27 protein-coding genes are annotated in these 26,516 nt (G+C 66.9%); 14 read left to right on the top strand and 13 right to left on the bottom strand.

The window, feature by feature from the left end:
• Positions 1-93: 93 nt before the first annotated feature.
• Genes BN3385_RS20570 through lhgD form a run of 3 tightly spaced genes read left to right on the top strand, consistent with a single transcriptional unit; the run spans position 94 to position 4,893 of the window.
• Complete coding sequence (locus tag BN3385_RS20570) at positions 94-2,292, top strand: adenylate/guanylate cyclase domain-containing protein (RefSeq protein WP_059022241.1); 2,199 nt, start codon at positions 94-96, stop codon at positions 2,290-2,292.
• A complete protein-coding gene (locus tag BN3385_RS20565) occupies positions 2,292-3,713 on the top strand; it encodes a mechanosensitive ion channel domain-containing protein (RefSeq protein ID WP_059019512.1) in 1,422 nt (473 codons plus the stop codon). The genes BN3385_RS20570 and BN3385_RS20565 overlap by 1 nt, the downstream gene beginning before the upstream one ends.
• Positions 3,694-4,893 carry an L-2-hydroxyglutarate dehydrogenase gene (gene lhgD, locus BN3385_RS20560; RefSeq protein ID WP_059019510.1) on the top strand — a complete coding sequence of 400 codons (1,200 nt, stop codon included), beginning with the start codon at positions 3,694-3,696 and terminating at the stop codon, positions 4,891-4,893. Before BN3385_RS20565 ends, lhgD begins: the two co-directional genes overlap by 20 nt.
• A gap of 4 nt (positions 4,894-4,897) precedes the next feature.
• Here the strand turns inward: lhgD and BN3385_RS20555 are convergent, their stop codons facing one another.
• Complete coding sequence (locus BN3385_RS20555; protein WP_059019508.1) at positions 4,898-6,208, bottom strand: DUF1214 domain-containing protein; 1,311 nt, start codon at positions 6,206-6,208, stop codon at positions 4,898-4,900.
• Positions 6,198-7,349 (bottom strand): sulfotransferase family protein, encoded by a 1,152-nt coding sequence (locus tag BN3385_RS20550; protein ID WP_059019506.1) that lies wholly within the window; start codon positions 7,347-7,349, stop codon positions 6,198-6,200. The genes BN3385_RS20555 and BN3385_RS20550 overlap by 11 nt, the downstream gene beginning before the upstream one ends.
• A 58-nt stretch (positions 7,350-7,407) precedes the next feature.
• Here BN3385_RS20550 and BN3385_RS20545 point away from each other — a divergent pair, with 58 nt between their 5' ends.
• Complete coding sequence (locus BN3385_RS20545; RefSeq protein ID WP_059019504.1) at positions 7,408-8,430, top strand: TIGR03617 family F420-dependent LLM class oxidoreductase; 1,023 nt, start codon at positions 7,408-7,410, stop codon at positions 8,428-8,430.
• Between the two features lie 4 nt (positions 8,431-8,434).
• On the opposite strand, the gene BN3385_RS20540 is transcribed toward BN3385_RS20545, so the two are convergent.
• A complete protein-coding gene (locus BN3385_RS20540) occupies positions 8,435-8,902 on the bottom strand; it encodes a MarR family winged helix-turn-helix transcriptional regulator (RefSeq protein ID WP_059019502.1) in 468 nt (155 codons plus the stop codon).
• A 54-nt stretch (positions 8,903-8,956) separates the two neighbouring features.
• Between BN3385_RS20540 and BN3385_RS20535 the strand changes: the two genes are divergently transcribed.
• On the top strand, positions 8,957-9,835 hold the full coding sequence (locus BN3385_RS20535; RefSeq protein WP_082690570.1) for an EamA family transporter: 879 nt from the start codon (positions 8,957-8,959) through the stop codon (positions 9,833-9,835).
• Here BN3385_RS20535 and BN3385_RS20530 read toward each other — a convergent pair.
• Positions 9,798-11,267: an MFS transporter gene (locus tag BN3385_RS20530; protein ID WP_231748784.1), complete on the bottom strand. Its 1,470-nt coding sequence runs from the start codon at positions 11,265-11,267 to the stop codon at positions 9,798-9,800. The two genes, BN3385_RS20535 and BN3385_RS20530, sit on opposite strands and share 38 nt — an antisense overlap.
• Positions 11,268-11,359: 92 nt before the next feature.
• Here BN3385_RS20530 and BN3385_RS20525 point away from each other — a divergent pair, with 92 nt between their 5' ends.
• Complete coding sequence (locus BN3385_RS20525; protein ID WP_059019497.1) at positions 11,360-12,172, top strand: acyl-CoA thioesterase domain-containing protein; 813 nt, start codon at positions 11,360-11,362, stop codon at positions 12,170-12,172.
• A gap of 3 nt (positions 12,173-12,175) precedes the next feature.
• Here BN3385_RS20525 and BN3385_RS20520 read toward each other — a convergent pair whose 3' ends face one another.
• A complete protein-coding gene (locus BN3385_RS20520; RefSeq protein ID WP_231748783.1) occupies positions 12,176-13,327 on the bottom strand; it encodes a DmpA family aminopeptidase in 1,152 nt (383 codons plus the stop codon).
• Between the two features lie 85 nt (positions 13,328-13,412).
• On the opposite strand from BN3385_RS20520, the gene BN3385_RS20515 reads away from it, so the two are divergent.
• From BN3385_RS20515 to BN3385_RS20500, 4 genes are read left to right on the top strand one after another with little or no spacing between them, the layout of a single operon-like run.
• Entirely contained in the window at positions 13,413-14,261 is an 849-nt protein-coding gene (locus BN3385_RS20515) for a sulfurtransferase (RefSeq protein WP_059019493.1), read from the top strand.
• A 2-nt stretch (positions 14,262-14,263) separates the two neighbouring features.
• Positions 14,264-14,497: a hypothetical protein gene (locus BN3385_RS20510; RefSeq protein ID WP_059019491.1), complete on the top strand. Its 234-nt coding sequence runs from the start codon at positions 14,264-14,266 to the stop codon at positions 14,495-14,497.
• Positions 14,494-15,690: a thiolase family protein gene (locus BN3385_RS20505; RefSeq protein ID WP_059019489.1), complete on the top strand. Its 1,197-nt coding sequence runs from the start codon at positions 14,494-14,496 to the stop codon at positions 15,688-15,690. The genes BN3385_RS20510 and BN3385_RS20505 overlap by 4 nt, the downstream gene beginning before the upstream one ends.
• Entirely contained in the window at positions 15,687-16,130 is a 444-nt protein-coding gene (locus BN3385_RS20500; RefSeq protein ID WP_059019487.1) for a Zn-ribbon domain-containing OB-fold protein, read from the top strand. The genes BN3385_RS20505 and BN3385_RS20500 overlap by 4 nt, the downstream gene beginning before the upstream one ends.
• 6 nt (positions 16,131-16,136) lie before the next feature.
• On the opposite strand, the gene BN3385_RS20495 is transcribed toward BN3385_RS20500, so the two are convergent.
• Entirely contained in the window at positions 16,137-16,334 is a 198-nt protein-coding gene (locus tag BN3385_RS20495; protein ID WP_156432832.1) for a long chain fatty acid-CoA synthetase Faa4p, read from the bottom strand.
• A 219-nt stretch (positions 16,335-16,553) separates the two neighbouring features.
• On the opposite strand from BN3385_RS20495, the gene BN3385_RS20490 reads away from it, so the two are divergent.
• Positions 16,554-16,928, top strand: a complete 375-nt coding sequence (locus tag BN3385_RS20490; protein ID WP_197415249.1) for a DUF1801 domain-containing protein — start codon at positions 16,554-16,556, stop codon at positions 16,926-16,928.
• Positions 16,929-16,934: 6 nt separating this feature from the next.
• On the opposite strand, the gene BN3385_RS20485 is transcribed toward BN3385_RS20490, so the two are convergent.
• From BN3385_RS20485 to BN3385_RS20470, 4 genes are read right to left on the bottom strand one after another with little or no spacing between them, the layout of a single operon-like run.
• Positions 16,935-17,579: a response regulator transcription factor gene (locus tag BN3385_RS20485; protein ID WP_059019485.1), complete on the bottom strand. Its 645-nt coding sequence runs from the start codon at positions 17,577-17,579 to the stop codon at positions 16,935-16,937.
• 58 nt (positions 17,580-17,637) lie between these two features.
• Positions 17,638-18,888, bottom strand: a complete 1,251-nt coding sequence (locus BN3385_RS20480; protein WP_059019483.1) for a sensor histidine kinase — start codon at positions 18,886-18,888, stop codon at positions 17,638-17,640.
• Positions 18,889-18,914: 26 nt separating this feature from the next.
• Positions 18,915-20,384, bottom strand: a complete 1,470-nt coding sequence (locus BN3385_RS20475) for a sodium:solute symporter family protein (protein WP_059019481.1) — start codon at positions 20,382-20,384, stop codon at positions 18,915-18,917.
• Positions 20,381-20,593, bottom strand: a complete 213-nt coding sequence (locus BN3385_RS20470) for a hypothetical protein (RefSeq protein WP_059019479.1) — start codon at positions 20,591-20,593, stop codon at positions 20,381-20,383. The genes BN3385_RS20475 and BN3385_RS20470 overlap by 4 nt, the downstream gene beginning before the upstream one ends.
• Positions 20,594-20,777: 184 nt before the next feature.
• Here BN3385_RS20470 and BN3385_RS20465 point away from each other — a divergent pair, with 184 nt between their 5' ends.
• A complete protein-coding gene (locus BN3385_RS20465) occupies positions 20,778-21,680 on the top strand; it encodes a hypothetical protein (protein WP_231748782.1) in 903 nt (300 codons plus the stop codon).
• Here the strand turns inward: BN3385_RS20465 and BN3385_RS20460 are convergent.
• Entirely contained in the window at positions 21,677-23,584 is a 1,908-nt protein-coding gene (locus tag BN3385_RS20460; protein WP_059019475.1) for an acyl-CoA synthetase, read from the bottom strand. The genes BN3385_RS20465 and BN3385_RS20460 overlap by 4 nt on opposite strands.
• A 183-nt stretch (positions 23,585-23,767) precedes the next feature.
• On the opposite strand from BN3385_RS20460, the gene BN3385_RS20455 reads away from it, so the two are divergent.
• A complete protein-coding gene (locus BN3385_RS20455; protein WP_082690569.1) occupies positions 23,768-24,250 on the top strand; it encodes a DinB family protein in 483 nt (160 codons plus the stop codon).
• Between the two features lie 569 nt (positions 24,251-24,819).
• Entirely contained in the window at positions 24,820-25,419 is a 600-nt protein-coding gene (locus tag BN3385_RS20450) for a hypothetical protein (RefSeq protein ID WP_059019471.1), read from the top strand.
• Between the two features lie 399 nt (positions 25,420-25,818).
• Here the strand turns inward: BN3385_RS20450 and BN3385_RS20445 are convergent, their stop codons facing one another.
• Together BN3385_RS20445 and BN3385_RS20440 are read right to left on the bottom strand one after the other, a co-directional pair.
• Entirely contained in the window at positions 25,819-26,244 is a 426-nt protein-coding gene (locus BN3385_RS20445; protein ID WP_059019469.1) for a PIN domain-containing protein, read from the bottom strand.
• Positions 26,235-26,441 carry a hypothetical protein gene (locus BN3385_RS20440; protein WP_059022234.1) on the bottom strand — a complete coding sequence of 69 codons (207 nt, stop codon included), beginning with the start codon at positions 26,439-26,441 and terminating at the stop codon, positions 26,235-26,237. Before BN3385_RS20440 ends, BN3385_RS20445 begins: the two co-directional genes overlap by 10 nt.
• Between the last annotated feature and the right edge of the window lie 75 nt (positions 26,442-26,516).

Genomic DNA, 26,516 nt, shown 5'->3' with positions numbered 1-26,516 from the left:
CGGCCAACGGTCACATCAGTCCCATGGGTCACATCAACTGCTAGTCTGCTCCCTGGTCAGTGCTGTGTTCGCCTGGCCGGCGGAGGGATGCCGATGACGCAGGTGTCTGAGCAGGACATAGCTGACACAGCGCCGGAACGGGGTCACGATAGCCGCGCTCGGCGTGGCGGCCTGCGGCGACGTTTCGTGCTGTCGCGGATCAGCATCCAGTCCAAGCTCATCCTGATGCTCGTGCTGTGCGCCATCCTGGCCGCGGCGGTGGTGGGCGGCATTGCATTCACCGCGGGCCGCGAGGCGTTGCGCACCGCGGTGTTCAACCGTCTCGTCCAGGTCCGGGAATTCCAGTCCAGGGCGCTGGAGAACCAGATCACCGATCTCAAGGACGCCCTGATCGTCTACACCCACGGCGGCACCACCCAGGCTGCCCTGCGGGACTTCACGGCCGGCTTCGACCAACTGGCCACCAGCACCGTCAAGCCCGAGCAGTGGCAGTCGGTGGTGAACTACTACAACAACGACTTCATCAAGCAGACGCAGAAGTACACCGGGGCCGAACTGGATCCGGACGCCCTGCTGCCGACGTCGCCCGCACAGCGCTACCTGCAGGCCAACTACACCGCGCAGCGGCAGAACGACGATGTCGCGCTCACCGTGACCGACGCGCGCGACGGTAGCCCCTGGTCGGCAGCCAATGCCCGCTATCAGGAGTACTTCCGCGAGATCGTCACCCGCTTCGAGTTCCAGGACGCCCTGTTGATCGACGGCCGGGGCAACGTGGTCTACAGCGCCTACAAGGACGTCGATCTGGGCACCAACATCCTCAACGGCCCATACAGCGGGTCGCTGCTGCACGACGCCTATCAGAAGGCCATGTCCGCCAACGAGGTCGACTTCGTCGCCTTCACGGACTTCGAGTTCTACCAGCCGGCCGAGATGCAGCCCACCGCCTGGATGGTGGCGCCGCTGCCACCCAACGGCAAGGCCGAAGGCGTTCTGGCGCTGCAGTTCCCGATCACCAAGATCAACCGGCTGATGACGTTCGACCGGAACTGGCAGGGCACCGGACTCGGGAAGACCGGCGAGACGTATCTGGTGGGCTCCGACGGTCTGATGCGGTCGGACTCCCGGATGTTCCTGGAGAACCCCGAGCAGTACAAGAAGGACGTCGTTCAGGCCGGCACCCCACCGGATGTCGCCGATATGGCGATCCGCCTCGGGGGCACCACGCTAGTCCAACCCGCGGCGTCGGCAGCCACCCGAGAGGCCCAGAAAGGCTTGTCGGGCACGCTGATCACGAAGGACTATCTGGGGCAGGAGGCCCTTCAGGCCTACGCCCCGCTGGTGGCCAAAGGATCAGAGCTGCACTGGACGATCGTCGCCACGGTCAGTACCTCCGAGGCCTTCGACCGGGAATCGAACTTCACCCGGGTGATGGTGCTGGCCACCACCGGGATCATCTTCGCCGTCTGCATCCTGGCGATCTTCCTCGCCCAGGTCTTCCTGCGGCCGATCCGCCGACTCGAAGAAGGGGCCCACCGGATCAGCGAGGGCGACTACAACGTGTCGATTCCGGTGGACACGCGCGATGAGATCGGTGATCTCACCCGCTCGTTCAACGAGATGAGCCGCAGCCTGACGGTCAAGGAGGACCTGCTCAACCAGCAGCGTGCCGAGAACGAGCAACTGCTGCGCTCGCTGATGCCGGACATGATGGCCGACCGCTACATGCAGGGCGAGGAGATCATCGCCACCGAGCACCACAATGTCTCGGTGATCTTCGCCGACATCGTCGGCATGGATCGGTTGCAGGCCGAACTGACGTCCAACGACATGCTCGCGATGATCAATGACCTGTCCCGCCAGTTCGACGCTGCCGCCGAGGAATTCGGCATCGAGCGGGTCCGCACGGTACGCAACGGGTATCTGGCCAGCTGCGGGCTGACCGTGCCACGGCTGGACAACGCCCGGCGCACGGTGGAATTCGCCCTGGAGTGCCAGCGGATCATCGAGCGCTTCAACAACGAGGCCGATACCGACCTGCAACTGCATGCCGGTATCGATTCGGGCAATGTGAGCAGCGGCCTGGTCGGCCGCCCGTCGGTGATCTACGACATGTGGGGATCGGCGGTGAACCTGGCCCGCCAGGTGAAGAACGGGGTGGCACAGCCCGGCATCTACGTCACCTCACGCGTGCACGACGTACTCGCCGAGACGATGACCTTCACCGAGGCCGGCTCGGTCACCGTCGACGGCGAGCCTGAACCGATCTGGCGCATCCCGGAGCGCGGCTGATGGCCGACATCTTCACCTCCTCGTGGTTCCTGTGGGCGATCGGCATCACCATCGGCCTGCCGCTGATCCTGGTGGCCCTCACCGAGTGGCAGCACAGTCTCAAACGGCGGCAGAGTTTCCTTGCCCGGCCGGTGGCGGTGCTGCGCAACTACCTGCTGCCGCTCGGGGCGCTGCTGCTGCTGATGCTGCAAGCCACCCAGATCCCGCCGGAGGCCACCTCGGTGCGGATGGTCAGCACGCTGGTGGCCTTCGTCGTGCTGGTCCTGGTGCTCTCGGGGATCAACGCGACGCTGTTCCAGGGCGCCCCGGAAGGCTCGTGGCGCAGGCGGATTCCCGGCATCTTCCTGGACGTGGCCCGATTCGTGGTCATCGCCGTGGGTCTGGCCATGATCTTCGCCTACATCTGGGGTGCCAACGTCAAGGGTCTGTTCACCGCGCTGGGCGTGACCTCCATCGTCGTCGGTCTCACCCTGCAGAACTCGGTCGGCCAGATCATCTCCGGTCTGCTGATGCTGTTCGAGCAGCCCTTCAAACTCGGCGACTGGATCGACACCCCGACGGCGAAAGGCCGTGTGGTCGAGGTCAACTGGCGCGCAGTGCACCTGGAGACCGGTACCGGCCTGCAGATCACCCCGAACTCGGTACTGGCGGCGGCGTCGATCACCAACCTGAGTCGCCCGCCCGGCAAGCACACCCTCACGGTGACGAGCGTGTTCGCCATCGACGATGCGCCCGACGAGGTCTGTGCCATGCTCACCCGGGTGGCATCCGAACTGCCACAGTGTCATCCCGATCGCACTCCGTCGGCAGTGGCGTTGGGCGCCAAGGAGTATCAGACCAAGATCCCGCTTCGCACCCCCGCCGACGACGGCAAGGCCAAGGCCACGTTCCTGCGCTGGGTCTGGTACTCGGCGCGGCGGGCCGGACTCCACCTCGACGAGACCGAGGACGAGTTCTCCTCACCCGAGCGGGTGGCCAAGGCCGTTCACCGCGTGGTGGCACCGGTCCTGCGGCTCAACCGCGAGGAGGAGCAGCAGCTGCTGGCCCATGCGCGGCTGGAGCGCTACGGCGCCGGCGAGTTGGTGCAGCGCTCCGGTGAGGTGCCGGCCGGCATGAAGTTCATCGTGTCCGGGGAAGTCCAGGTCACCGCAAACGCCGAGGACGGCTCCGAAGTGGAGGTCAACACCCTTGACGAAGGCTCGTTCCTCGGCCAGAGCGCACTGACCCGCCAACCGGTCATCGGATCGGTGTACGCCGTCGACGAAGTCACCATCGTCTTCGTGGGCCGCGACCGGATCGAGGCTGTGGTGCAAGACAATCCGCTGTTGCTCCAGGAATTCGGCCGGGTGATCGAACAGCGCCGGGCGCATGTCCTGCGCGCCGCGGCAACCACTGAGGACGATGACAGCCCCGACACATGACCTGATCGTCGTCGGGGCGGGCATCGTCGGTCTGGCCGTCGCGCGGGAATGGTTGTCGCGCAGACCCGCCGACTCGGTCCTGGTGCTCGAGCGCGAATCCGGTCCGGCCCAGCATCAGACCGGACACAACTCCGGGGTGATCCACGGCGGGATCTACTATCAGCCCGGCTCGCTGAAGGCCCGGCTGTGCGTCGAAGGCGCCCGCCTGATGTACGAGTACTGCGAGCAGCACGGTGTCGCCCATCAGCGCTGCGGCAAGCTGATCGTCGCGGTGTCGGCCGGCGAACTGCCCCGCCTCGACGATCTCGAGGCGCGCGGACACGCCAATGCGGTACCCGGACTGCGCCGGATCACCGCCGGCGAGATCACCGACATCGAACCCAATGCCGTTGGTCTGCAAGCGCTTCACGCCCCGAACACCGGGATCGTCGACTACCCGGGGGTGGCACGGGCGCTCGTCGCCGAACTGGCCGGACTGGGTGCGGCGGTGCGGTTCGGCACCGCGGTCACCGCCATCGACAGCGGCCGGGATCCGCTGGTGCACACCGCGGAGGGCCCGCTGCGGGCCACCACCGTGATCGCCTGTGCCGGATTGTGGTCGGATCGACTGGCCCGCCGCTCCGGGGCACCCCGTGACCCGCAGATCGTGCCGTTCCGCGGTGCCTACCTCGGCCTGAAACCCACGGCCCAGCCGCGGCTGAACGGCATGATCTATCCGGTCCCGGATCCGGACCTGCCGTTTCTGGGCGTGCACATCACCAAGCACATCGACGGCGCGGTGACGCTGGGGCCGACCGCGATGATGGTTCCGGCACGGGACAGCTACTCGCTGCGCCGGTGGCGGTGGCGGGACTCCTGGGAGACCCTGACCTGGCCGGGTACCTGGCGGGTGGCCCAGCGGTACTGGCGGGTGGGGGTCGACGAGATCCGGATGGCCGCCAGCCGACGGGCTTTCGTCGAGGCGGCGGCCCGCTACATGCCCGGTTTGTCGCTGGCTGATCTGGACGGGACGTCCCATGCCGGGGTACGGGCGCAGGCCGTGGGCCGGGACGGCGCCCTGGTGGACGACTTTGTGATCTCCCGTACCGGTGCGGTGTCCCACGTCCGCAACGCTCCGTCGCCGGCGGCCACCTCCGCCTTCGCGCTGGCCCGCGAACTGGTGGACCGGGTGACCGCCTGAAGGTTCAGTACTGCCGGTAGCGGCGCTGAACGTGGGCCTGCCGAATGGCGATCTGTTCGGCCCGCTCGGCCGCCGAGACCTGCCGGGTACTCGCGGGCAGATGCTCGCGGAGATCCTCGAGGCGCACTGTGCTGACCGTCGCTTCCGGCAGGTCTTCGGGTTCCTCGGAGTAGGTCCAGCGCAGGCTGAGAAATCCGCGCGGAATCCCGGTGGTGTCAAGCCAATTCGGCACACCGGGGTCGGAGTGGGAAACGACGTAGCGGAGCACGCCGTCGGCGGCGGGCTCGGCCTGGAATCCGTTGAGACTGGACTGGTGATTGGCGTAGTCCAGCGACTCACCCCACAGGTTGGCCAGGTGAAAGCCACTGTAGGCCGGCTGGACCGGCACGGTGATCTCGATGAGCAACGCCTCGTCGGCGGCGAGGTCGAAGACGCCGCCGGCATAGACGTTGGTGTTCTGCCCGCCACCGGCGGCGATATTGGCCCGGGCCGGTGCGTTGAGGGCGTTGGTCGGCATGAACTGCTTGCCGTCGCCGTTACGGTCGCCGTGCGTCTCCAGGACGATGTCGTAGAAGTCGTTCCAGAACCTCATCTGCCCGTCGACGATCGAGCCGATGCGCCGCATCGCGGCCGCAGCCGCCGCGGTATCCACGGCAGCGGGGTGCGCACCTTCGTTGCCGTCCTGGACGATGTGCAGTTCGGGGCAGGCCTCAGTCTCCCAGTCGTGGAACAGCATCCGGACGATGATGTAGCGCGCCACCCCGGTTGCGGCGTCGGTGACCTTGCGGCTGGGCAGGAAGTTGCCGGTGTAAGCTGCCGGCTTCTCCGGCGCGACGAGGATCTCAAAGGTGCCGTCATCGGCGATCTGGAGCTCAGCACTGTCCAGTGATCCGGTGATCATCCGGGTGACCGGGCTGAGCTCAGCCAGGCTGCCCGAGTCACCCGCGTAGGACACGTGTGTCTCGAAGATGATGTATTGCGGGGCGTTCGGCACGACGGTGCCCCGAATCCGGTAGGTCTTTTCGCCATCGATGGCGGCCGACAAGTACAGCGCGTCGGCGTTGTCGATGGTGGCCTTGTCGACGGGCTGGATCGCGCGCCGGAAGTACGGGAAGCCGGGATCCTCGAAGAACGCCCGCTCGATGGCGGAGAAGGTGTAGCCGAGCAGATAGCGGTAGCCCTCGGCGAGCACCCGCTCGTCAGGCGGGGGAGCGTGCAGGTCCGGGGACTCGATGGCGTCCCGCGCGCGCTGCAGTCCCGCGATGAGATCGTCCCAGGCAGCGCGCAACTCGGCGGAGCCGTGATCAGTGGGCACGTGCGTGTTCTCCTTCGGTATCCCAGCCGTACTGCTCGAACAGATCAGCCAGCTCGTGGTGGATCGTCGCGGGATCCAGCCCGAATTCCTCGAGGCTGTAGCGGTGCAGAGTCTCGTGGCCCTTGCCGCGAGAGGCGTCGAACTGCTGGGCGAGTTCCGGTGCCAGGTCGAGGTCGAGGGCTGCGTAGACCTCGCGCATGGTCTGACCGGGCTCGGCGACCAGAATGCGGTAATCCACCACGCAGGATCGGGTTTCGGGGTGGCGGGCCAGCACCTCGAGCGGGTGGCGGTAGGAGTGATAGGACTGGTCGGCCAGCCGCTTCATCGAATCGTCGATCAACTGCGGGTCATGGCCTCGCAGCGCCCAGCCGGTCTGCAGCATCTTGAGCAGGCTGGGTACCGTCTCATACGGATTACGCATCAGCACAACGAATTTCGCATCCGGAAACACCTCGATCAGCGTCTCGATGCGGCCACAGAAGGTCGGATTCTTGCTCAGGTGAATCGGTCGTGCATTGAGCACCAACTGACGGCGCACGCACTCCTTGTAGAAGGTCATCACCTTGCGGCGTTTGGCCGGGCTCCACCGGTCGAGATGGTAGAAGTCGAACTGACCCATATAGGGAAACAGGGCGATCCAGCCGCCCGAGGCGATCGAGCAGGTCAGCAGGAAATCGTCCTCTTCGGGGGAGAAGAACCCGGTGCGGTGCATGTCGTTGGTCTTGGCGAACGCGCGTTCCTCGGCCTCATCGATACTGCGGCGCAGGCGGCCGCCGAAGCGCTGGTCGGCGCGGACCAGCAGGCGCAACAGACGCTTTTCGAGCAGGGACGGGAACAGCATCTCGTAGAGCATCACCGTGCTGAACCGGTCGTCGGCGGCCATCAGCCGGTGCAGATACGTCGTGCCGCTGCGGGCGTGCCCGACACAGAACACCGGCTCGCGAACCTCGGTGCGGCGCAGGGCGGGGAACAGCAACGGATCCAGCGCGAAGCACACGGTGTGCACTGCGGCCATCAGCGGGATGCCGACCAGAAAGAGGGTGAGCAACCTGCGCCGCCGCGCCGCATCGGGTTCGGCCCGCAACAGGCGCAGCATGGTCAGATAGTTGCCCCAGTCGAAGTGGAAGCGTGCTCCGGCCATGGCCGAAGGCTAAGACTTAAAAGTTGACAATGTCAAGCAAGTGTTAGGGTGAGGCGCCATGAAGGTCTATGCGGGCATGGATCCCCGGATGCCGCTGGCCGCGGTCGCGGACTACGCCCAGCGGGTCGAGCGGCTGGGCTTTGACGGGCTGCACGTCGCCGAAACGATTCACGACTCGCTCGCGGTGGCGCTGCTGGCGCTGGAGCACACCACCCGGATCACGGTGCGGACCTCCGTCACTCTGGCCTTCGTACGCAGCCCCACGCTGGTGGCCTACACCGCCTGGGACCTGGCCGTCCTGTCGGGGAGCCGCTTCGAACTGGGTCTGGGCAGCCAGATCAAGCAGAACATCACCGGCCGATTCGGCATGCCGTGGAGCGAGCCGCGGGCCCGGATGCGGGATTACCTCGGGGCACTGGATGCGCTGTTCACTGTCTTCCGTACCGGCGGGCCGCTGAGTTTCGACGGCGAGAGCTATCAGCTGACCCGGCTGCAGCCCTACTTCAACCCGGGCCCCGACGTCGACGTCACACCGCCGCCGGTATGGCTCGGTGCTGTCAACGCCGGAATGTGTGAACTGGCCGGCGAACTCGCCTGCGGCGTCGTCACCCATTCCACCAACGCCGACCCGGGTTACCTGCGGTCCGTGGTGCGCCCGGCGCTAGACCGCGGCGCGGCCGCCGCCCATCGTCGGCAGACGCCGTCGATCATCGCGTCCTGCGCCATCGCCACCGGGGCCGACGATGCGGCCCTGGCCCGGGACCGCGAGCGTCAGCGCGGCATGCTCGCATTCCTGTACTCCACCCCGGCCTACGCGCCGGCACTGGACCGTCAGGGTCTGACCGATCTCGGCGACCGGTTACGCGCGGTCGTCAAGGGCGACCGCTGGCAGGAGCTGCCGTCCGTGCTGACCGATGAGGTGCTCGACACATTGCTGGTCTGCGGCCGCTACGACGAACTGCCGGCCATCCTGCTGGCGCGCTACGAGGGCCTGGCCGACGGAGTGCAGCTGCCGCAGATCGCCGGCACCGGCGACGACGGCCCGTTGCGGGAGTGCATCCGGGCTCTGCAGGCCGGGTGAGCGGTCAGTCCTCGAACGGGGTGGCCACTGTGTCCTGAAGGAACCGGGACAGCAGGCGATCGAACTCGTCGAGTTCGGCTCTGGTCCATCGGGACAGCGCGCGCTGCAAGTGGATTCGGCGGATGTCCTGAAGGGACCCGGCGACGCGGCGGCCTGCCGGGGTGACCGCGATGAGGATCACCCGCGCATCGGCCGGATCCGGCTCCCGGGTCGCCAGACCCGCCTCGACGAGGGCACTCACTTGCCGGGTGGCCATCCCGACGTCCATGTGCGCCGTGCGGGCCAGGGTGCCCATCGCGCGCGGCCCCTCGTCGATGAGCACCCGCAGCAACAGGTAGGACGGCTGGGTCAGGCCCACCCCGGCCGCCTCGGCCTGGCGAGCGAACATCGACCGGCTACCGCTCAGGCGCATCACCTGGGCCAGCGTGGCGCTGATCGAGTCCAGCGACTCGTCCTTCGGTGAAGAACTCACGAGCGGTCCGTTCTGGCGAGGGTGGCCTGATTGTCCTCTGCAATCATGCCAACCATGACTGCTCACCCCGCGAGGACCGGCGCGGCCCTCGCGGTGGGGGCCATGGTCTGCGTCCAGTTGGGCCTGGCGGTCGCGGTCGGGCTGATCGGCCGGATCGGTGCCGACGGTGCCGTCTGGTTGCGGCTGGCCTGGGCCGGGGTGCTGTTCCTGATCCTGGTGCGGCCCCGCCCGTCAGCGTTCACCAGGACCACCTTTGCGACGTGCGTGGCGCTGGGCGCGGTGACGGCGCTGACCACGCTGCTGTTCATGTTCGCCCTGGCGCGCATTCCGCTGGCGACGGCCAGTGCGCTGGAGTTCCTCGGGCCCCTCGGGGTGGCCGTGGTCAGCGGCCGGGGCCGGGGCCGGCTGGTGTGGCCCGCTCTGGCCGGTGCCGGTGTCCTGCTGCTCACCGAACCGTGGCACGGCACCATCGATGCGGTCGGGGTGTGGCTGGCGCTGGGCGCGGCGTTGTGTTGGGCGGCCTACATCCTGCTGACCCAGCGGGTCGGTGACGGTGTCGACGGGCTGCAGGGTCTCGGAGTCTCGATGCCGGTGGCCGCGTTGGTGGCCACCGCGGCCGTCGGCCACGCCGTACTGTCCAGGATGACCCCGGAGCTGTTGCTCATCGGCCTCGGTTTGGCGCTGCTGCTGCCGATGGCGCCTTTCGTACTCGAACTGCTGGCGCTGCGCCGCCTGAACACCGCGGCGTTCGGCACGCTGATGAGCTTGGAACCCGCATTGGCTCTGGTGATCGGATTCCTGGTCCTACACCAGGTTCCGACCGTCTCGGCGGTCGTCGGCATCGGGTTCGTGGTGGCGGCCGGCATCGGTGCCGCGCGTGGCGGTGCCCGCCCGGTCAGCCCCACTCATGGTTCATCGCCCGAGAGTCGGTGATGTCGTCGAGCGATTCCAGCCGGCGCAACCGGGGTCTGGTGGTGGCGATCAGGACGAGCGCGCCGAGGGCGGTGACCGCGCCGAGGACGAAGATCGCGATGAAACTGCTCTCGGCCGGGTAGCCGTGGTGCGACCGGCTCAGCAGCACGGCCACGATCGCGGCCGCTACCGAGCTTCCGATGGTCCGCGCGATCGCGTTCATGCTCGTGGCGACGCCGGTCTCGCCGGCATCCACTTCCTGAACCACCAGGGCCGGGAGCGCGCCATAGGCCAGGCTGATGTAGGCGTTGGCCAGCACGGTGGCGGCGATGACCTGCCAGGGCTGGTCATGGGCGAGCGCCAGCAGCGCGAATCCGATGACACCGGCGACGGCGCCGACCACCAGCACGATGCGTGCCCCGAACCGGTCGATATAGCGCCCGCTGGCCACGGCGGTCACGAACCCGGCGATCGCACCCGGCAGCAGGAACACCAGACTGGCGCCCAGCACAGTGGCGCCGAACCCGTAGCCGCTCTGCACGGGCGTCTGCACGAAATCGGTCAGGCCCAGGAAGCTCAGATACAGGCCCATGCCCACCAGCACGGTGGCGATGTTGGTCAGCAGGATCGGCCTACGGGACAGCATCTCGGTGGACACCAGCGGTTGACGGCACCGGCGCTCCCACCACCACCAGAGGCCGAGCACCACCAGGCCGGCCACCGCACAACCGATCGTGCGCCGTGAAGTCCAGCCCCAGCCGGTGCCCTGGGTGATGGCGAGTAGCACCGCCGACAACCCCGCGCCCAGGCCCGCCGCTCCGGCCCAGTCGATGGTGCCCGTGGCGGTGCGGGGCCGTGACGGTACGACCAGCACAACGGAGAGGATGACGAGCGCGGTGAACACCGTGGTCAGCCAGAACACCCGGTGGTAACCGGCGTCGCCGCGCATCAGCAGCCCGGTGACGACGAGTCCCGCGCCGCCGCCGAACCCGAGCGTTCCGGACAGCACCGCCATGGCGCGCATCAGCCGGTCCGGCGGCAGTTCATCGCGCAGGATCGACACGCTGATCGGATACAGCGAGTACGACGCCCCCTGCAGTACCCGCGCGACGATCAGCAGGGGCAGTGACGCGGTCAGCGCGGCCAGCAGCGACCCGGCCAGCACGACCGCCAGCACCACCAGCAGGACCCGGCGCTTGCTGTACAGGTCGGCCAGCCGCCCGATCAACGGAGTGCTGGCCGCCGCGGCGAGCAGGTTGGCGGTGACCGCCCAGCTGACGTCGACGGTCGAGGCATTGAGCTGGCGGGCGATCACGCCGAGGATCGGCACCACTCCGGTCTGCAGGACGGCGACGGTCAGCGCCACCACGCTGAGCGTGGCGAGCAGCAATCCGGGCCGGGGATGGCCGTCAGCCGGGCCGGTCCGGGGGTGCAGGGCGCCGAGTTCGGACACGGTCCCTCCCTTCCGTCGCGCCGACCCCCTTGATTATGTCGACTAATGATCCGGGCGCTCACCGGAGGAGGGGGTTGTGCGAGGATGCGCGGATGGGGAACGGTCCAGCGCATTTCACCGCGGAATCCGACGGCACGTTCCGTCCGACGCAGTGGGCGCAGAGCCGCTGGGGTGAGGACATGCTCAACGGACCGGCCGTGGTGGCGCTGGCGGCCTGGAATCTGGAGCAGCACTACGGCCTGCCGGAATTCCTGCCCGGCCGGCTGACCGTGGACCTGTTCAAGGCGGCGCGAAAGAAGCCGACCTACGTGCACAACCGATTGGTGCGCGACGGCCACCGGATCCGCAACTCCGAGTGCGACATCGTCCAGGATGACGTCGTCGTGGCGCGGGCCACGCTGGTGCAGTACCGCACCTCGGCGCCGCCACCGGGTGACGAGTGGTTCGGCGACCCGACGTTCAGTCCGCCGGAGCACACCCACGAGAACGCCTACCTGATCGGCAGCGAGGACGCCGGGTGGGACACCAGGGGTGGAGTGCACCAGAACACGTCGCGAAAGCGCTTCTACCACAAGCCGATCGACGCGGTCGCCGGTGAGCGGATCAGCCCGTTCGTGCGGGCGGTCATCGTCAGCGAGGCCACCAGCCTGGTCTGCAATCTGGGCACCAAGGGTATCGGCTACATCAATGGCGATCTGACCGTGGCGCTGACCCGGCTACCGAACTCCGAATACCTTGGGTTGCAGGCAGAATCGCATTGGGCCGCCGACGGTGTGTCGGTGGGCACCGCGACACTGTTCGACGACGCGGGGCCGTTCGGTACCGGGATGGTCACCGCGATCGCCAACCCCGCCGCGCAGCTCGACTTCGGTGGCTTCAATGCGGTGCCGACTCTGCAGGTGTGAGCCTCAGAGCAGTTCGAGCAGTCGGTCGTGCGGGAGCGCGGGGGAGCGGTGCCCGTCGCGGCCCACCATGTCGGCGTTGACGATCAGCGCGTTGAGGACGGCCTCCTCCACGGCGTGCACGACGGCGGCATACATGTCGTCCATCCGCCCCCACGGCAGGAACGTCAGCTGCCCGAATTCGTCGTCGGCGGGTGCGCCGATGGGGAAGCGGCTGGCCAGGCCCGGCGCCGGTGCGGTGGAGAACGCCAGGAAGATGTCGCCGGAGAAGTGGCTTCCGGTGGTCCCGGTGCGCGCCAGACCGAGCGGCACCCGGCGGGCCAGCGCCTTGCACTGGCCGGGCAGCAACGGGGCGTCGGTGGCGATCACGGCGATCACCGAACCGGCACCGGGCGGGGGCCGGTTGAGGTCGTGCTCGAACCAGTCGCTTGCCAGTGGATTGTCCTGGGCCAGTTGCGCACCCACGTGCCAGCCGGCGACGGTGAGTTCCTCGCGCGAGCCGAAATTGGCCTGGACGAAGGCGCCGACGGTGAACGTGTGGCTGCCATAACGGACCAGACGGGAGGCGGTTCCGTTGCCGCCCTTGAATTCATAGCAGTTCATTCCGGTCCCGCCGCCTACCGAACCCTCCGGGACCGGACCGCCCGCCGCGGCGTCGAGGGCAGCCTCGGCGTGCTCGGGGCGGACATGACCGCCGTTGATGTCGTTGAGGTAGCCGTCCCAGGTTTCCGCGCAGACCGGCAGCAGCCACTGGCGCGCCAGTACCGGATTCACCCGGTTGATCCAGGAGATCGCCCCGGTGTGGCATGGCCCGACCGCATGCGTATTCGACAGCAGCACAGGCAGATTGAAGGAACCGGCTTCCTCGATCCAGGTCGTGCCGGTCATCTCACCGTTGCCGTTGAGCGAATGCCAGCCCGCGGCACAGGGCTGCCCGACCCCGGACCGACCGCGGGGCAGGATGGCGGTCACACCGGTGCGCACCGGCCCGCGGCCGACCTGCAGCGGGCCGTCCCCGTCGATGAGGGTCACCACCCCGACCTCGACGCCCGGCACATCGGTGATCGCGTTGAGCGGCCCCGGTTCGCCGAGCGTGGTGATGCCCAGACCGCGCGCCCGCGGCCGTCCGTCGCTGGTAAAGGCCTGCGGTGAGGTCACGTCGCAGACCCTACCGAGGGACATCGGCTGACACACCCGCTGGCCATTGGGCATGATCGTCCTCACATCCGTGTGAAGGAGATCGATGGCGACCCGTTCCGGCGTGCTGATCACCGCCGACGACCTGCTCGGCCGCATCGGCGCAGATGAGCCGATAACCCTGCTCGACGTCCGCTGGCAGCTCGCCGAACCCGACGGGCGAGCCGCCTACCTGAGCGGACATCTCCCGGGCGCGGTCTACGTCTCGCTGGAAGAGGAGCTCAGCGATCACACGGTCAGCGGGCGGGGCCGTCATCCGCTGCCGTCGGCAGCGGCGCTGACGGAGGCCGCGCGGCGCTGGGGTGTGCGCGACGGCCGGCCGGTCGTCGTCTACGACGACTGGAATCGGGCCGGCTCCGCACGCGCCTGGTGGGTGCTGCGGGCGGCCGGGCTGACCGACGTCCGCATCCTGGACGGGGGACTGGCCGCGTGGCGGGCCGCCGGCGGACCACTGGAGAGCGGGGCCGTGGACCCCGAGCCCGGTGACGTCACGCTGCCGCACGACGACCTCTACCGCGGCGCGATGCCGACGCTGAGTGCCGACGAGGTCGATACGGTGCTGCTGCTCGACGCCCGCGCCCCGGAGCGCTACCGCGGAGACGTCGAACCCGTCGACCCGGTGGCCGGCCACATCCCGGGCGCAAGAAACCTGCCCAGCACGGCCGTCTTGAACGCCGACGGCACCTTCCTACCCGACGACGCCATCGGCGAACAGCTGGCACAGCGGGGCGTCATCGAGGACGAACCGGTCGGCGTCTACTGCGGATCGGGTGTCACGGCGGCGGTGGCGATCGCCGCACTGACCGCACTCGGCCAGCCGGCCGCACTGTTTCCCGGCTCCTGGTCGCAATGGAGTTCGGACGCCGGGCGTGCGGTCGCCCGCGGGGCGGAGTAGCGATGTCCACGCTGTGGACCTATCTGCGGATCCAGGCGATGATCTTCATGTTCGGCATCGTCGGCCCGATCTTCCTGGCGCTGTACTTCGTCGTCCAACCCGATCCGACGGTCCGCTGGATGTACTACACAGGTCTGGTGATCACCGCGGTCGACATCCTCATCGCGCTGGGCCTGACCCAGCAGGCTGTTGCCCCGAAACCGTCGATGAAACCCCGCGAAGACCTCGACACGTGAGCCGAGGACCGTTCGACGGCAAGGCCGTGATCACCGGCGCGGGCAAATCCGCCGTCGGTCGCCGGCTGGGCCGCACCGGTCTGGACCTGACGCTGGAAGCGGTATTGCGGGCCATCGAGGACGCCGGACTGGCGGTCGACGAGGTCGACGGCATCGCCAGCTATCCGGGACCGGCGGCCGGGGCGGCCGGGTTCTCCGGGGCCAACGTCACCGAGGTGCGCACCGCGCTCGGGCTCCGTAGCCGGTGGTATCTGTCCTCGCTGGAGACCGCCGGCCAGATCGGCCCGGCGATCGAGGCGTGTATGGCCGTGACGCTCGGTCTGGCCAATCACGTTGTGGTGTATCGGTCGGTCTGGGAATCCACCGCGGCGGCGCAGGCGGGCGGCGGCCACGCCTCGGTATTGCTCAGCGGCGGTGGCAAGCTACCCCCGCAGATGGAGTGGACGGCGCCGTTCGGCGCGCTGTCGGCGGCCACCTGGCTGGCGCTGCCCGCACAGCGCTACATGCACGACTTCGGATTGACCCGCGAACAACTCGGTGCCATCGCCATCAATGCCCGCCGCAACGCCGGGCTCAATCCCGATGCGGTGTACCGCGATCCGATGTCGATGCAGGATTACCTGTCGGCTCGGATGATCTCCGAGCCGCTCTGCCTGTACGACTGCGACGTCCCGTGCGACGGAGCCACCGCGGTGATCATCTCGCGCCGGGATGCCGCAGCGGGCCTGCCGCGGCATCCGCTGACGGTGGAGTCGGTGGGTCCCGGGATGTTCGAAAGGCCCACGTGGGAGGAGCGTTTCGATCTCACGACGATGGCCGCCCACGATTCGGCGGCGACCCTCTGGGAGCACACAACCTTGCGGCCCGCCGATGTCGACATGGCGCAGCTGTACGACGGGTTCAGCTTCCTGACCGTGATGTGGTTGGAGGCGTTGGGATTCTGCGAACACGGCCGGGTCGGCGAGTTCATCGACGGTGGACACCGGATCGCGCTCGACGGCGAGCTGCCGCTGAACACCAGCGGAGGCCAGCTGTCCGGTGGACGGCTGCACGGCATGGGCTTCTTGCACGAGGCGTGTGTGCAACTGTGGGGCGAGGGCGGTGAGCGCCAGGCACCGCGTACCCCGGAGGTGGTGGCTGTCGGGGTGGGCGGCGGCCCGGTGGCCGGGTCGATGTTGCTGAGCAGCCGATGACCGGCTACCAGCGGCCGGCACTGCGGCTGGCCCCCAGTCCCACACCGGAATCCGCCGCATTCTGGACCGGGGGACGCGACGGCGACCTGCTGATCTCACGCTGCCGCGGGTGCGGCCATTTCTTTCACCCGCCCGGACCAATCTGCTGGCGCTGCCGCAGCACCGATGTTGCCCCGGAGAAAGCGTCAGGCCGGGGGACGGTGGCGGCGTTCACCGTCAATCGGCAGCCGTGGATACCGGGTTTCGAGCCGCCCTACATCGTGGCGATGATCGAACTCGCCGAGGAACCGGACACCCGGTTGATCAGCAATGTCGTCGACGTCGCGCCCGAGGACATGCGCGTGGGCTTGGACGTCGAGGTGTTCTTCGAAGAATGGACCGGGCTGTCGGGTGAGGAGGACAGCCGGGTCTGGATACCACTGTTTCGGCCAGTGCCCTGAGCCGGATCAGTCGCGCACCCAGACCGAGATGTAGCCGATCGGGATGCCGGTGTGAGTGGCGATGCATTCGCGGGCGGCGAGCTCGACGGCGGCCCGGTTGGCAGCCTCGGTCACGGCGTTGATTTCGGGAATCGCGATGATCCACCGATTGTTCTCGGGGCGGATGTCGATCTCGAAGCACTGGCCGGCGACAGGCTGCAGCACTCGGTGGGAACGGACGCTACGTTGCGGACGGGTGGAGAAGCCGCGGGTTCTGTAATGGGTGCGCATCTTCTTGCTTTCCGAAACGATTTTGGGCCGCCGGAAAAGATACAACCGTACGGGTTGTTTTACCAAATCCGCGGCGGAGGTTTACCACAGCGTTCGCCCAGGTTAATCAGGGAGATGCCGGTGATGTCAGCGACACGGGGAGGGCCAACCACCATGGACGACAACGCTTCCGCAACGCAGCGCATCGACGCCCGGATCGCCGAACTCGACGACTGGCGCGGTGAGATGCTGGCCCGGATCCGGGCGGTGATCACCCGGGCCGATCCGGATGTCGTCGAGGAGTGGAAATGGCGTGGGGTGCCGGTGTGGTCGCACGACGGCATCATCTGCACCGGCGAAACCTACAAGAACGTCGTCAAGGTGACGTTCGCGAAAGGTGCGGCGCTGGATGATCCGTCCGGGCTGTTCAACTCCAGTCTGGATGGAAACACCCGGCGGGCCATCGACTTTCGCGAGGGTGACGCTATCGACGAGGAGGCGTTGACCGCCCTCATCCACGCCGCGATCGCCGTCAATACCTCCCGGTAGGCGCCGTTACTCCAGCAGCCTGCGGCGCATCGCCTCGGCAACGGCCGCACCCCGGTCGGAGACCCCGAGCTTCTCGTAGAGCTTCTGGATGTGGGTGCGAACCGTGGCCGGGGACAGGTGAATCTGCTTGCTGATATCGGGTACTGACAGGCCTTCGGCGATGAACCGGACCACCTCGAGTTCGCGCGGCGTCAGCACCATCATGTTGCCCTTGGCGCGCTTACGGACCTCGGCGGCCAGACCCCGGGCCAGCTCCGGCGGGACGACCTCCTCGCCGCGGGCGATGGCGCGGACCGCGTCCACCACCTGCTCGGGGGGTGCCTCCTTGCTGATGTACCCCAGCGCTCCCGACGACAACGCTTCGTACACGATGCTGCTGTCGTCGAACGCCGACACCAGCAACACCTTGGTGGGCAGCTCGTCGCGGGTGACGGCATGGACCAGCGCCACCCCGTCGAGCCCAGGCATCTTGTAGTCGACCACCGCGACGTCGGGGCTCAGCTCCCGGATGGTGTCCAGGGCCGTGCGGCCATCGGCGGCCTCGCCGATGACGTCCAGGCCACTGGCACGCAGCACCCGGACCATGCCTTCGCGGAACAGCGGATGGTCGTCACACACCACGACCCTGGTGCGGGTCTCCGACGTCTGCACTGAGCCACACCCGCCTTCCTCGTGTCGCTGGGCTGGACTTTACCGTGATGCACCCGGATCACGCCGTGTGGCGCAGCGGAACCGTCACCGTCACCCGGGTGCCGTGCGGGCCGGTGTCGACGTCGAACTGTCCCTCGGCGGCCAGCACCTTGGTCCGGATGGCGGCCAGGCCGATGTGGCCGTCCTCGAGCTTCGCCGCCAGATCCACCTCAGCCATGCCCCCGCCATCGTCGGCAATAGTGATGCGGCCCAAGGTATCCGTCAGCGCGAGGCTGATCGCGACGGTGCCGGCACCGGCATGTTTGACCACGTTGTTGGTCAGCTCTCTGGCGCAGCTGAACAGCAGGACGTCGGCGTCGGTACGGACGCCTTCCGGCCAGTCGTCGGTATCGAGATCGACTGTGAGAGCGCCGCGTTCGGCGACTGTGTCGGCGAGTTGTTCGACGGCGGTGTGCAGACCGGACCGGTTGAGCACTTCGGGATGCAGCTCGCGGACGACATCACGCAGCAGGTGGACGGCATCAGTGAGGGTGCTGCTCATCCGGTCGATCGCCTCGGTCGATCCGGTGCGGACCGCGGCCAGGTCGTAGCGGGCGGCGAGCACCGATTGCAGGGCACCGTCATGCAGTCGTTCGGACAGTTCGGTCTGCTGGCGTTTCTCCAAGCCGAGCATCTCGTCGAGCAACTCGGTGCGCTGGACCAGCAGGTTCCGGATCGTGGCGATCCGCGCCCGCTGCAGGTAGGACAGCATCACCGAGCCCGCGGCCACGGTGGCCAGCAAGCAGGCGTGCAGGATGATCGGCGGCCAGGGCTCTTCGTTGGCCGCCTGGTTGATCCAGTTGGCTACCACCTGGGCCAGGACGGTGAGCACGGCGGTGGCCGCGGTAATGCCGGCGCTGAGCTGAGCGGCGGCGATGAACAGGATCAGGAACAATCCCTCGCGCAGGATGTCGGAGGTCCAACTGGTCGGGGACGCGATGCCGGTGATCGCGGTGACGGAGGCGACGGCCGTGATGTCGGCGAGCAGGATGGCGAAGGCGATCCGCCGGGAGTTGCGCTGCTCGGCGGGGCGGGGAGTGAACACCCACACCGCCCAGGCCGCCACGATGGCCAGATAGACGCCCACGATGAGCATGCAGAGCCCGAATTTGTCGTGCGGATGCTCGATCAGGAGGGTGATGGTGATGAACGCCAGGAGCAGGATCCGCAGCCCGAGCTGCAGCCGGAATCCGGCCAGCAGATACCGGTCGAGGCGGGCGGCCAGATCGACGCGCGGCGCGGCGGGTTGCGGTAGACCTGCTGCCGGCATCGTCTCCTCCTGGTGCGCGCGACGCCTCAACGATAGGCCCGCACGAGCCGTTCGGGCTGCGCCATCCGCTCCCGGGGTGTCCGGGCCGGTCGGGCCAGGCTGACCGCGGCCACCACCGCGATGTTGACGGCCAGCGCCACCAGACCGGCGTTGACCCCGTGGAACGGATCCCGGTCGGTGAACACCAGCCAGCTCACCAGGCTGACCCCGACGAGCAGGCCGCTGACGATCGCGCTCGCCGAGATCTTGCGCCACAGCAGCGCCAGCAGCACCGCGGGCATGAGCTGGGCCATGCCCTCGTAGGACAGCAGGGACAGCCGAACCAGGGCGTTGGGCCAGACGTAGGTCATGCCGAGGGCGATGACGCCGGCCAGAAGCGCCACCGCCTGTGACAGTTCGCGCTGTCGAGGTGCGGTGCGTGGATGGATGCCCAACACCGAACGGCCCCACATGGTTCCGATCACGAGCATGAACATGGCCATCGGCACGATGGCCGAGAGCGCACCGGCCGCGCCGATCACGCCGAGCAGCCAGGACGGCATGACCGATTCGATCATCCTGAACAGCGCCAGGTTGGAGTCCTTCAGTCCGGGCACAATGATCAACGCAGCCAGGCCCAATATCACCGGGACAAACAGCAGTACCTGATAGAACGGCAGGATGATGGCGTTCTTCCGCAGTGTCTGAGCACTTTTCGCACTGAGGTAGGCCGTCACCTGGGTGGGAAACACCGTCATCACCACACCGTTGAGGACGACCGTGGACACGAACCAGCTGATGCCCAGGGCGTGGCCGGCTGGTCCGGGCAGAGTCAGCCAGTCCCGGTGGGCCTGGCTGATCCGGTGGAACATCTCGCCGTAGGACCCGAAATAGTGCACTGGGATGTAGACGAACACCAGGCTCAGCGTGCTCACCGCGAGGAGGTCCTTGAGCACCGAAACCCAGGCACTGCCGCGTAATCCACTGACCAGAATGAACGCCTCGGAGACCACGAACGCCACCAGGTAGGCCACCGACAGGCCGATCGCCCCGTAGCTCACCGTGCTGACCACCACGCCCATTCCGGTGATCTGCAACTGGATGTAGGGCAGGACGAAGACGGTGGCCAGGACCGCGGTCAGCGCTCCCAGCCAGGGCGCGGCGAATCGGTGCGCAACGATATCGCTGATGCCGACCAGGTTGTGCCGGTGGGCGTAGGTCCACAGGATCGGGCCGATGAGATAACTCACGCTCATGCCGATCGAGACGTAGGCGACGACATAGAGGGCCGAAAGTCCATGGGTATACGACCATCCGGCGGCGCCGAGGTAGCTGAAGCTGGTGTAGCTCTCACCAGCCATCAACACCAGGGTGAACACCAGACCTAAGCTGCGACCGCCGATCGACCACTCGGCGAGGTCGACGGTGCCTGCCGCCCGGTTGCGCGCCGCGACGCCGAGGGCGACGGTGATGACGAGGAAGACCGCGAGCACGGTCACCGAGACGGCCGGATTCAATCGACGTCATCCTCGGTAGGGGGCTGGCTACCGAACACCGGGTCGCCGCGGGCGGCGAGGTAGACGAACAGCGGGGTCAGCAGGGTCGCGCCGAGCAGCCACGGCCCCAGCAGATGTGGTCGGTTGACGAAAGGCAGCGGACCCAGGAACAGCACTGCCGGAGCCAGCAGCCACAGCAGCGACCAGCGGCCACGCAGAATGTCGAGCATGCGCTGAGCCTTTCTCCGCGGACCGGTTGGGAGGAAGCATCCCAGGGGCGGTGCCCGGCCGCCATCCTCCGTCCGCAGGGACTTTCGCGTCCCCCGATCGGTGGGTACGGATCCGTCCAAGCGCACCCCGGCAGCAGGTCGGCACGGTTAGGCTCGCTCCCTAGCAGTGGCCGGGGTGGTGACGATGATGATGACGACAGCAGCGCTTGTCGGGCGTATCGGTGCGGTGACGGTTGCGCTGGGGATCGGGGCCGCGATCGGATCCGCCATGGCCTCGCCGGCAGCCGCCGATACCGGCTCCGATCACTCGGTGTCGGCAACCGGCAGCACCGGACCACGGGCCGCCGGATCGGCGCGCGCCCGTGCGGCACGCACGGAATCGGCTCGGCCCGTTTCCGCCTCGGCGCGCACACCGCGCGCAGTGGGTGTGGCTCACCGCAGCGTGTCACCCCCGCGTGCGGTGGCCTCTGCTGAGCCTGTCCGGTTGCCGTTGCCCGGCACTGAGACCATCCCGTGGCCGTCCACCAATGTCCCTGAGGGGACCGGCATCAAGGCGACTCCGTTGACACCGGTGAAGTTTCACGTCGGGTTCAAGGGACAGATCTCGATCTTTAAGAACCTGCCGTTCAGCCTGCCCCGGATGCCGGCGTTCTTCATCACGAAGGTCTCCGGCAACGCGATGCTCACCGAGAACACGATCTACGACCTGAAGACCGTCGACCAGTACGACTGGAACAAGCTGACCGGGATCTCGTTCAACATCCTGCGACCCGACCAGAACGCGTTGATGGTGGCGTGGCGATACAACGTGGACAGCAAGCAGTTCGAGGTTGCGCCGTACTACAACGTCGATCTGGCCCGGATCCTGCCGTCGGATTCGGAGATCATCCCGGTACCGGTGGGCCAAACCTTCACGTTCTCAGTCGATTACAGCGGCATCACCGTGTCCTACGGTGCCACCTCGGTGTTCAAACCGATCCCGGCCGACCTACACCCCAACCGGTGGACCGCTTTCCGGGTGCACACCTGGTTCGGTGGCACCAGCCTGCCGCCGCGAAGCCTGACGCTGTATCTGAATCTGGACTAGGTGTTGAGATCCACGGCTGCGGATGCGCCGTGCCGGATCTCGCAGCTGATCGGGTAACGGCCGAGAATGTCGGTGAGGGAATCAGTTTCGATGTCGGGTCCTACGCATACGGTCACCATGATCGCACCGTCGTCGATGTGGGTTTCGACGGCTTCCACTCCATCCACACCGGCGAGCGCCTCCTGGACCGCGATTCGCGTCGCATCGGCGCGCAAGCTCACCTTGTACGGTTTGCCCACCGCGGTGACCGGAATGGCATCCACGATCGTCACAGCCTTGGGGATAGCCGCACGTTCGGCGACTCGATCTGCGGCCCAGCGCAGGAGATCGTCCTCGGTGACCGAGGAGTCGGACGAGACAGTCACGTAGGCAACGGGTACCTCACCGGCGTGAGCGTCCGGGCGACCCACCGCTGCGGCGCCGGTGACATCCGGGTGTGCCAGCAGGGCGTCCTCGATCGTGGCGGGATCGATATTGTGGCCGCCTCGGATAATCAGATCCTTGGCACGTCCGGTCAGGTACACGAAACCTTCGGCATCGATCCGAGCCAGATCTCCGGTGTCGAGCCATCCGTCGTTGAGCTTGCCGAGACCGTCGAGCACGTAACCTGCGTCCGTCCGGCCGATCACATAGCCGGGAAAGACGGTGGGTCCACTGATGGCGAGGTTGCCGACCTGGCCGACGGGCAGGTCGTGCCAATTGCCCTCGTCGTCGATCCGGATCGTTTTGACGTGCTGGTAGGGCAAGCGCTGACCCACCGATCCAGGGCGAGGGTGGTCGGTAAAGCTGCGGGCGCTGGCGCAGGTGGCTTCGGTGAGCCCATAGCCTTCCAGCAGTGACACTCCCGTATGGGATTCGAAGTCCCGGCGGACCGCTGCCGGCAGTGCCGAGGCGCCGACCAATGCGTAACGCAGGCTGGTGATGTCGGCGTCGCGGGGGATCTGTGCGAGCACCGAATAGACCGTCGGCACCGCGCTCATGGCGCTAATGTCGTAGCGCTCGACGATCTTCCAGAAGTTCGCATACAGCGCGGGATCGCGATACCCGAGCGGTCCGGCCCAGACTGTGCGCTGACCGCGCAGCAGCGGAGCGAGCACGGTCACCATGAGTGCATTCACGTGGAACAGCGGCAGGGCGGCGAACAGCACCGAATCCTGGTCCAGCAGGCTGTTGGCGGCGATCATCCAGGCGTCGGTGACCTGGTTGGCGTGGGTGTGCGCGGCAGGTTTCGGTTTGGCGGTGGTGCCGCCGGTGTGGAACAGCGCCGCCAGATCGCCGGCGCGGGGAGCATCGCCGTGAAACACCGACCCGTCGTCGTCCGGCGGAAAGTCACTGAAATAGCGGACCACTGCGCCGTCGATGGCTGGTGCCGCGATGCCTGGCGACGCACCGGTGGGCCGAAGCAGCAGAACGGTGTCGATGACGCCCGCACGCACCAGATGGCGGGCGATCTGCCAGCTGGCGTCGTCGAGCTCGGGTGCGGCCGTCACGAGAACGCGCGACCCGGACCGTTCGATGAGGTGACTGATATGCGCGGCGGACAAGCCACTGTTGATCGGTGCCGCGATGCCGGCGAGCTGGGCGGCCAGCGTTGCGGTGATCAGCTCGTCACAGTTAGGGCTGATCAGTGTAACCGGGTCACTGCGGCTAATACCGCTGCAGCGCAACACATTTGCGCCGCGATGCACGTCGGCGAGAAGTTCGGCGAAGGTGCGTGACGTCGGCTGCCGCCAGCGCTCGGCGTCCGCGAGAACCGAGACCGCGATGCGGTCGGGCCACAGCGTGGCTGCGCGGGTGAGTACCGCGTAGGTCGATTCCGGCAGGCCGCGCTGCGCCAGGGCGACGGACTCGATAGCGATGACGTCGGCGGGGGCGGCGTATCGCGGCCAGAGCAGGTCATTCACAGGTCGGGCTGCTTTCAGAAGGGCGGTAGTTCGCTAACTGACGAAACCATCATATACGACGATAACATCAGTAAATCCTGCCAGGCGGCAGCGGCTGTCCGCTAAATCATCACGTGACGTAAGGACCAGTCGGAACTTGGCAGCATCGGAGGAGTGATGTCCACACCTCGACCTACACCGCCCATGACTGCCGACGAGCGCTCCACGCTGGAGGGCTGGCTGGAGTTCTACCGGGCCACGCTGGCCGCCAAGTGCGAGGGTCTCACTGAAGATCAGGTCCGGTTTGCGTCGGTGCCGCCGTCGGCGTTGACGTTGTTGGGTTTGGTACAGCATGCCGCCGAGGTCGAGCGGAACTGGTTTCGCCGGGTGCTGGCCGGCGAATCGGCGCCCGCGATCTACGGGCCGGCAGTACATCCGCAGGGACACGACGGTGGTTTCAACATCAAGGCGGAGTCGTCTCTGAATGCAGCGCTTGAGACGTGGCAGCGCGAGATCAAGCAGGCACGATCGATCTGCGCGCAGCGCTCACTCGACCACACGAGTGCGTTCGCCGGCGGCGAGGTGAGCCTGCGCTGGATCTACACCCACATGGCGACCGAGTACGCGCGACACTGCGGCCATGCCGACCTGATCCGCGAGCGGATCGACGGAGCCGCGGGCGTGTGAGGCGCCTGCACGGGCCAAAGATGCTGAGCAGGAATGTATTTGGGCTATCCAGCCACACCATATCATTCTGTCACTGTGACGTATTGAGGTGTCGAAGGTGGTAGTGGAGAGGACCGAAGGGTGATCCGAGAGGTCGACCTGGAACGCCGGCCCGATACTTCAGGCACGCCGTACGCCGAGTCTGTTTGTAGAGAGCGCGTCCTGGCGACGAATGGCACTCTGTCCGCAGAGTGGCGGACGTGAAGGGAGGGTGTGGTCCAGGCCGCTCAAGTCGAGCATCGGCGAACAGTGACCGGCGTTGACCTGGTGCGACAGGTTTCTCCACGCATGACGTTTTGCCGATAAGCCACATTATGTCAGTTGAAGTACGCCATGTTGATCGTGAATCGCGGACGCCTTGAGTGGCCTCGCCCGACACATGGTTGCCATCGCCCGCAGCACCTACCCCGACCTGGCTTTCATGAACACAGACGCAACCCTTGGCCAGGCATCTGAGCCGCTAGCGGCGATCATCGCCATTCAGCCGCGACCGCAATCCTGGTCGATTGTGCGATAGCCTCGGACCGAACATGTTTGAGTCTGCCTTTGTCGGCTTCGTGGCCCGCCAGGTCGCTGTGCGGCCAGAGTTCCTCGCGCAGGCCCCGATCGACGACGTCTGCAGTGTCAGCGAGCACATCTCGCCGAGCGCGCCTGATCGGCTTGAGCGCTGCGCCCACAACTCCGCCGGGTTCTACGACACCGAGGCTCTAGCGTGGAGCGTGGTGCCCGCGGACGAGCGGTACGCGTACACGCTGTTCGCGTACCGAGCGGTCTGTATCCGCTTCGGCGACGGGAACAGTGAGCTTTGGTCGCCCGCCGACGACTGGCCGGGCCTACCCACCAGCCCAGACCTGTCGGCGTACGCGCCGATCGGCTACGACATCGTCAACACCAGTTTCGGCGGGTGGTTTGATTGCTCGCCACTGTCTTGCAACAGCATCGCGGACGAGCAAGCGGTCAACGAACATTGCCTAGTCGGTGACGTTGAAGTGGCGATGCAGCTGGGTAGCGCGTTTGCCGACGAGGCCGCGAGGGTGGAGCCTGGGCCCTATCACGTGGTCGAGGTGCTGCAGCGGATGCGCCCACATCACAGGGCTGGAGGTGGCCGGGGCTTCCACCGGCGATCGTGAATGAGCGATCTGGAGACTAGGTCGAATACAGGTGTAATCATTTGTGTATCAATATCTTTCGTAGATTAAGTCCCTCAGCCTTCGGGCCCAGGCCTTCTGCTACCCGGGTCGGCCAGTTCGCCGAACGCAAGATCGACGTGAAACATGCCGAGTCGATCGCGGTACAGGCTTCCTGGCCCTGCTGGGCGACCTGCGCTTTTCGCTGCAGCAACGCCGGGGCGATGCGTGGAGGCCTTGCCCCTTAGGTCCGATCCGGCGCCGACGTCGATGCCGATGCTGGACCACGGGTCCACCACCCAAAAGGCATATGCAGTAATCGAATATGCGAGGTTACTAGTGAGCCAGTACGTATTGCACTTCGCACCAACCGGTTTCGACTCCACCACACCCTGCCCTGGCCTAACTGATCGTGCCCCGTTCCAACGTCCACCGATGCTGGAAGGGCAATACCTCGGCAGCGATCTCGAAATCAGCGTCATAGTGCAGCAGTGTCACATCATGGGCGTTGGCAAGGGTGGCGATCAGGAGGTCGGCCATGCCGACGGCACGATGACGACCAGTGCCGGCCAGCGACCGCTGCGCAGCCAACGCCGCCTGCCAGTGGTCATCGTTGGTCGGCAGGTACTCGTATGCGAGGCGGCGATCTGACCATATCTGCATGTAGTCCGCGGCGGTGCGGGCGCTGTAGAGAGCCTCGGCATCAAGCTGAGCGGTGGTTGCGACCAATCCGGCCTCGATAAGCGGAGCAAGTCGGTCGGCGACCTCGGGGTTTGTCATCCGTGCCGCGGCACTGGTGTCGATGAGATAGCGCGCTACTACCGCCACACATCACCTCGTTTACCAGGGTCCGCCATCTCCCCCATACCGCCAGACTTCAACCACGCGATCTGGCGAGCGCGTGCAGACGCCGCTGCAGCCTGCTGCAACGCGATGCGGACGGTATCTGAAACGCCGGATGTCTTGAGTTCCTTTTGCGCGGCGGCCAACAGGTCGTCATCGAGGTCAATCAAACGCTTGGTCATCGCCACCTTACGTATATACGAAATGTTCATTGAGTATATACGCGCGCGTCCTCAGTCGGCTACAGCAGCCGTGAA

This window comes from Mycobacterium sp. M26 (genome assembly GCF_001494595.1).
GTDB lineage: Bacteria > Actinomycetota > Actinomycetes > Mycobacteriales > Mycobacteriaceae > Mycobacterium.
This window is presented reverse-complemented; position numbering and strand designations above follow the sequence as displayed.

Coding starts and splice junctions, on each gene's coding strand:
- BN3385_RS20490 (WP_197415249.1), top strand. CDS start 16,554: ATGGACGACAACGCTTCCGCAACGCAGCGCATCGACGCCCGGATCGCC.
- BN3385_RS20515 (WP_059019493.1), top strand. CDS start 13,413: ATGGCGACCCGTTCCGGCGTGCTGATCACCGCCGACGACCTGCTCGGC.
- BN3385_RS20550 (WP_059019506.1), bottom strand. CDS start 7,349: ATGGCCGGAGCACGCTTCCACTTCGACTGGGGCAACTATCTGACCATG.
- BN3385_RS20525 (WP_059019497.1), top strand. CDS start 11,360: ATGGGGAACGGTCCAGCGCATTTCACCGCGGAATCCGACGGCACGTTC.
- lhgD (WP_059019510.1), top strand. CDS start 3,694: ATGACAGCCCCGACACATGACCTGATCGTCGTCGGGGCGGGCATCGTC.
- BN3385_RS20570 (WP_059022241.1), top strand. CDS start 94: ATGACGCAGGTGTCTGAGCAGGACATAGCTGACACAGCGCCGGAACGG.
- BN3385_RS20465 (WP_231748782.1), top strand. CDS start 20,778: ATGATGATGACGACAGCAGCGCTTGTCGGGCGTATCGGTGCGGTGACG.
- BN3385_RS20440 (WP_059022234.1), bottom strand. CDS start 26,441: ATGACCAAGCGTTTGATTGACCTCGATGACGACCTGTTGGCCGCCGCG.
- BN3385_RS20500 (WP_059019487.1), top strand. CDS start 15,687: ATGACCGGCTACCAGCGGCCGGCACTGCGGCTGGCCCCCAGTCCCACA.
- BN3385_RS20450 (WP_059019471.1), top strand. CDS start 24,820: ATGTTTGAGTCTGCCTTTGTCGGCTTCGTGGCCCGCCAGGTCGCTGTG.
- BN3385_RS20480 (WP_059019483.1), bottom strand. CDS start 18,888: ATGCCGGCAGCAGGTCTACCGCAACCCGCCGCGCCGCGCGTCGATCTG.
- BN3385_RS20510 (WP_059019491.1), top strand. CDS start 14,264: ATGTCCACGCTGTGGACCTATCTGCGGATCCAGGCGATGATCTTCATG.
- BN3385_RS20565 (WP_059019512.1), top strand. CDS start 2,292: ATGGCCGACATCTTCACCTCCTCGTGGTTCCTGTGGGCGATCGGCATC.
- BN3385_RS20455 (WP_082690569.1), top strand. CDS start 23,768: ATGACTGCCGACGAGCGCTCCACGCTGGAGGGCTGGCTGGAGTTCTAC.
- BN3385_RS20545 (WP_059019504.1), top strand. CDS start 7,408: ATGAAGGTCTATGCGGGCATGGATCCCCGGATGCCGCTGGCCGCGGTC.
- BN3385_RS20470 (WP_059019479.1), bottom strand. CDS start 20,593: ATGCTCGACATTCTGCGTGGCCGCTGGTCGCTGCTGTGGCTGCTGGCT.
- BN3385_RS20535 (WP_082690570.1), top strand. CDS start 8,957: ATGACTGCTCACCCCGCGAGGACCGGCGCGGCCCTCGCGGTGGGGGCC.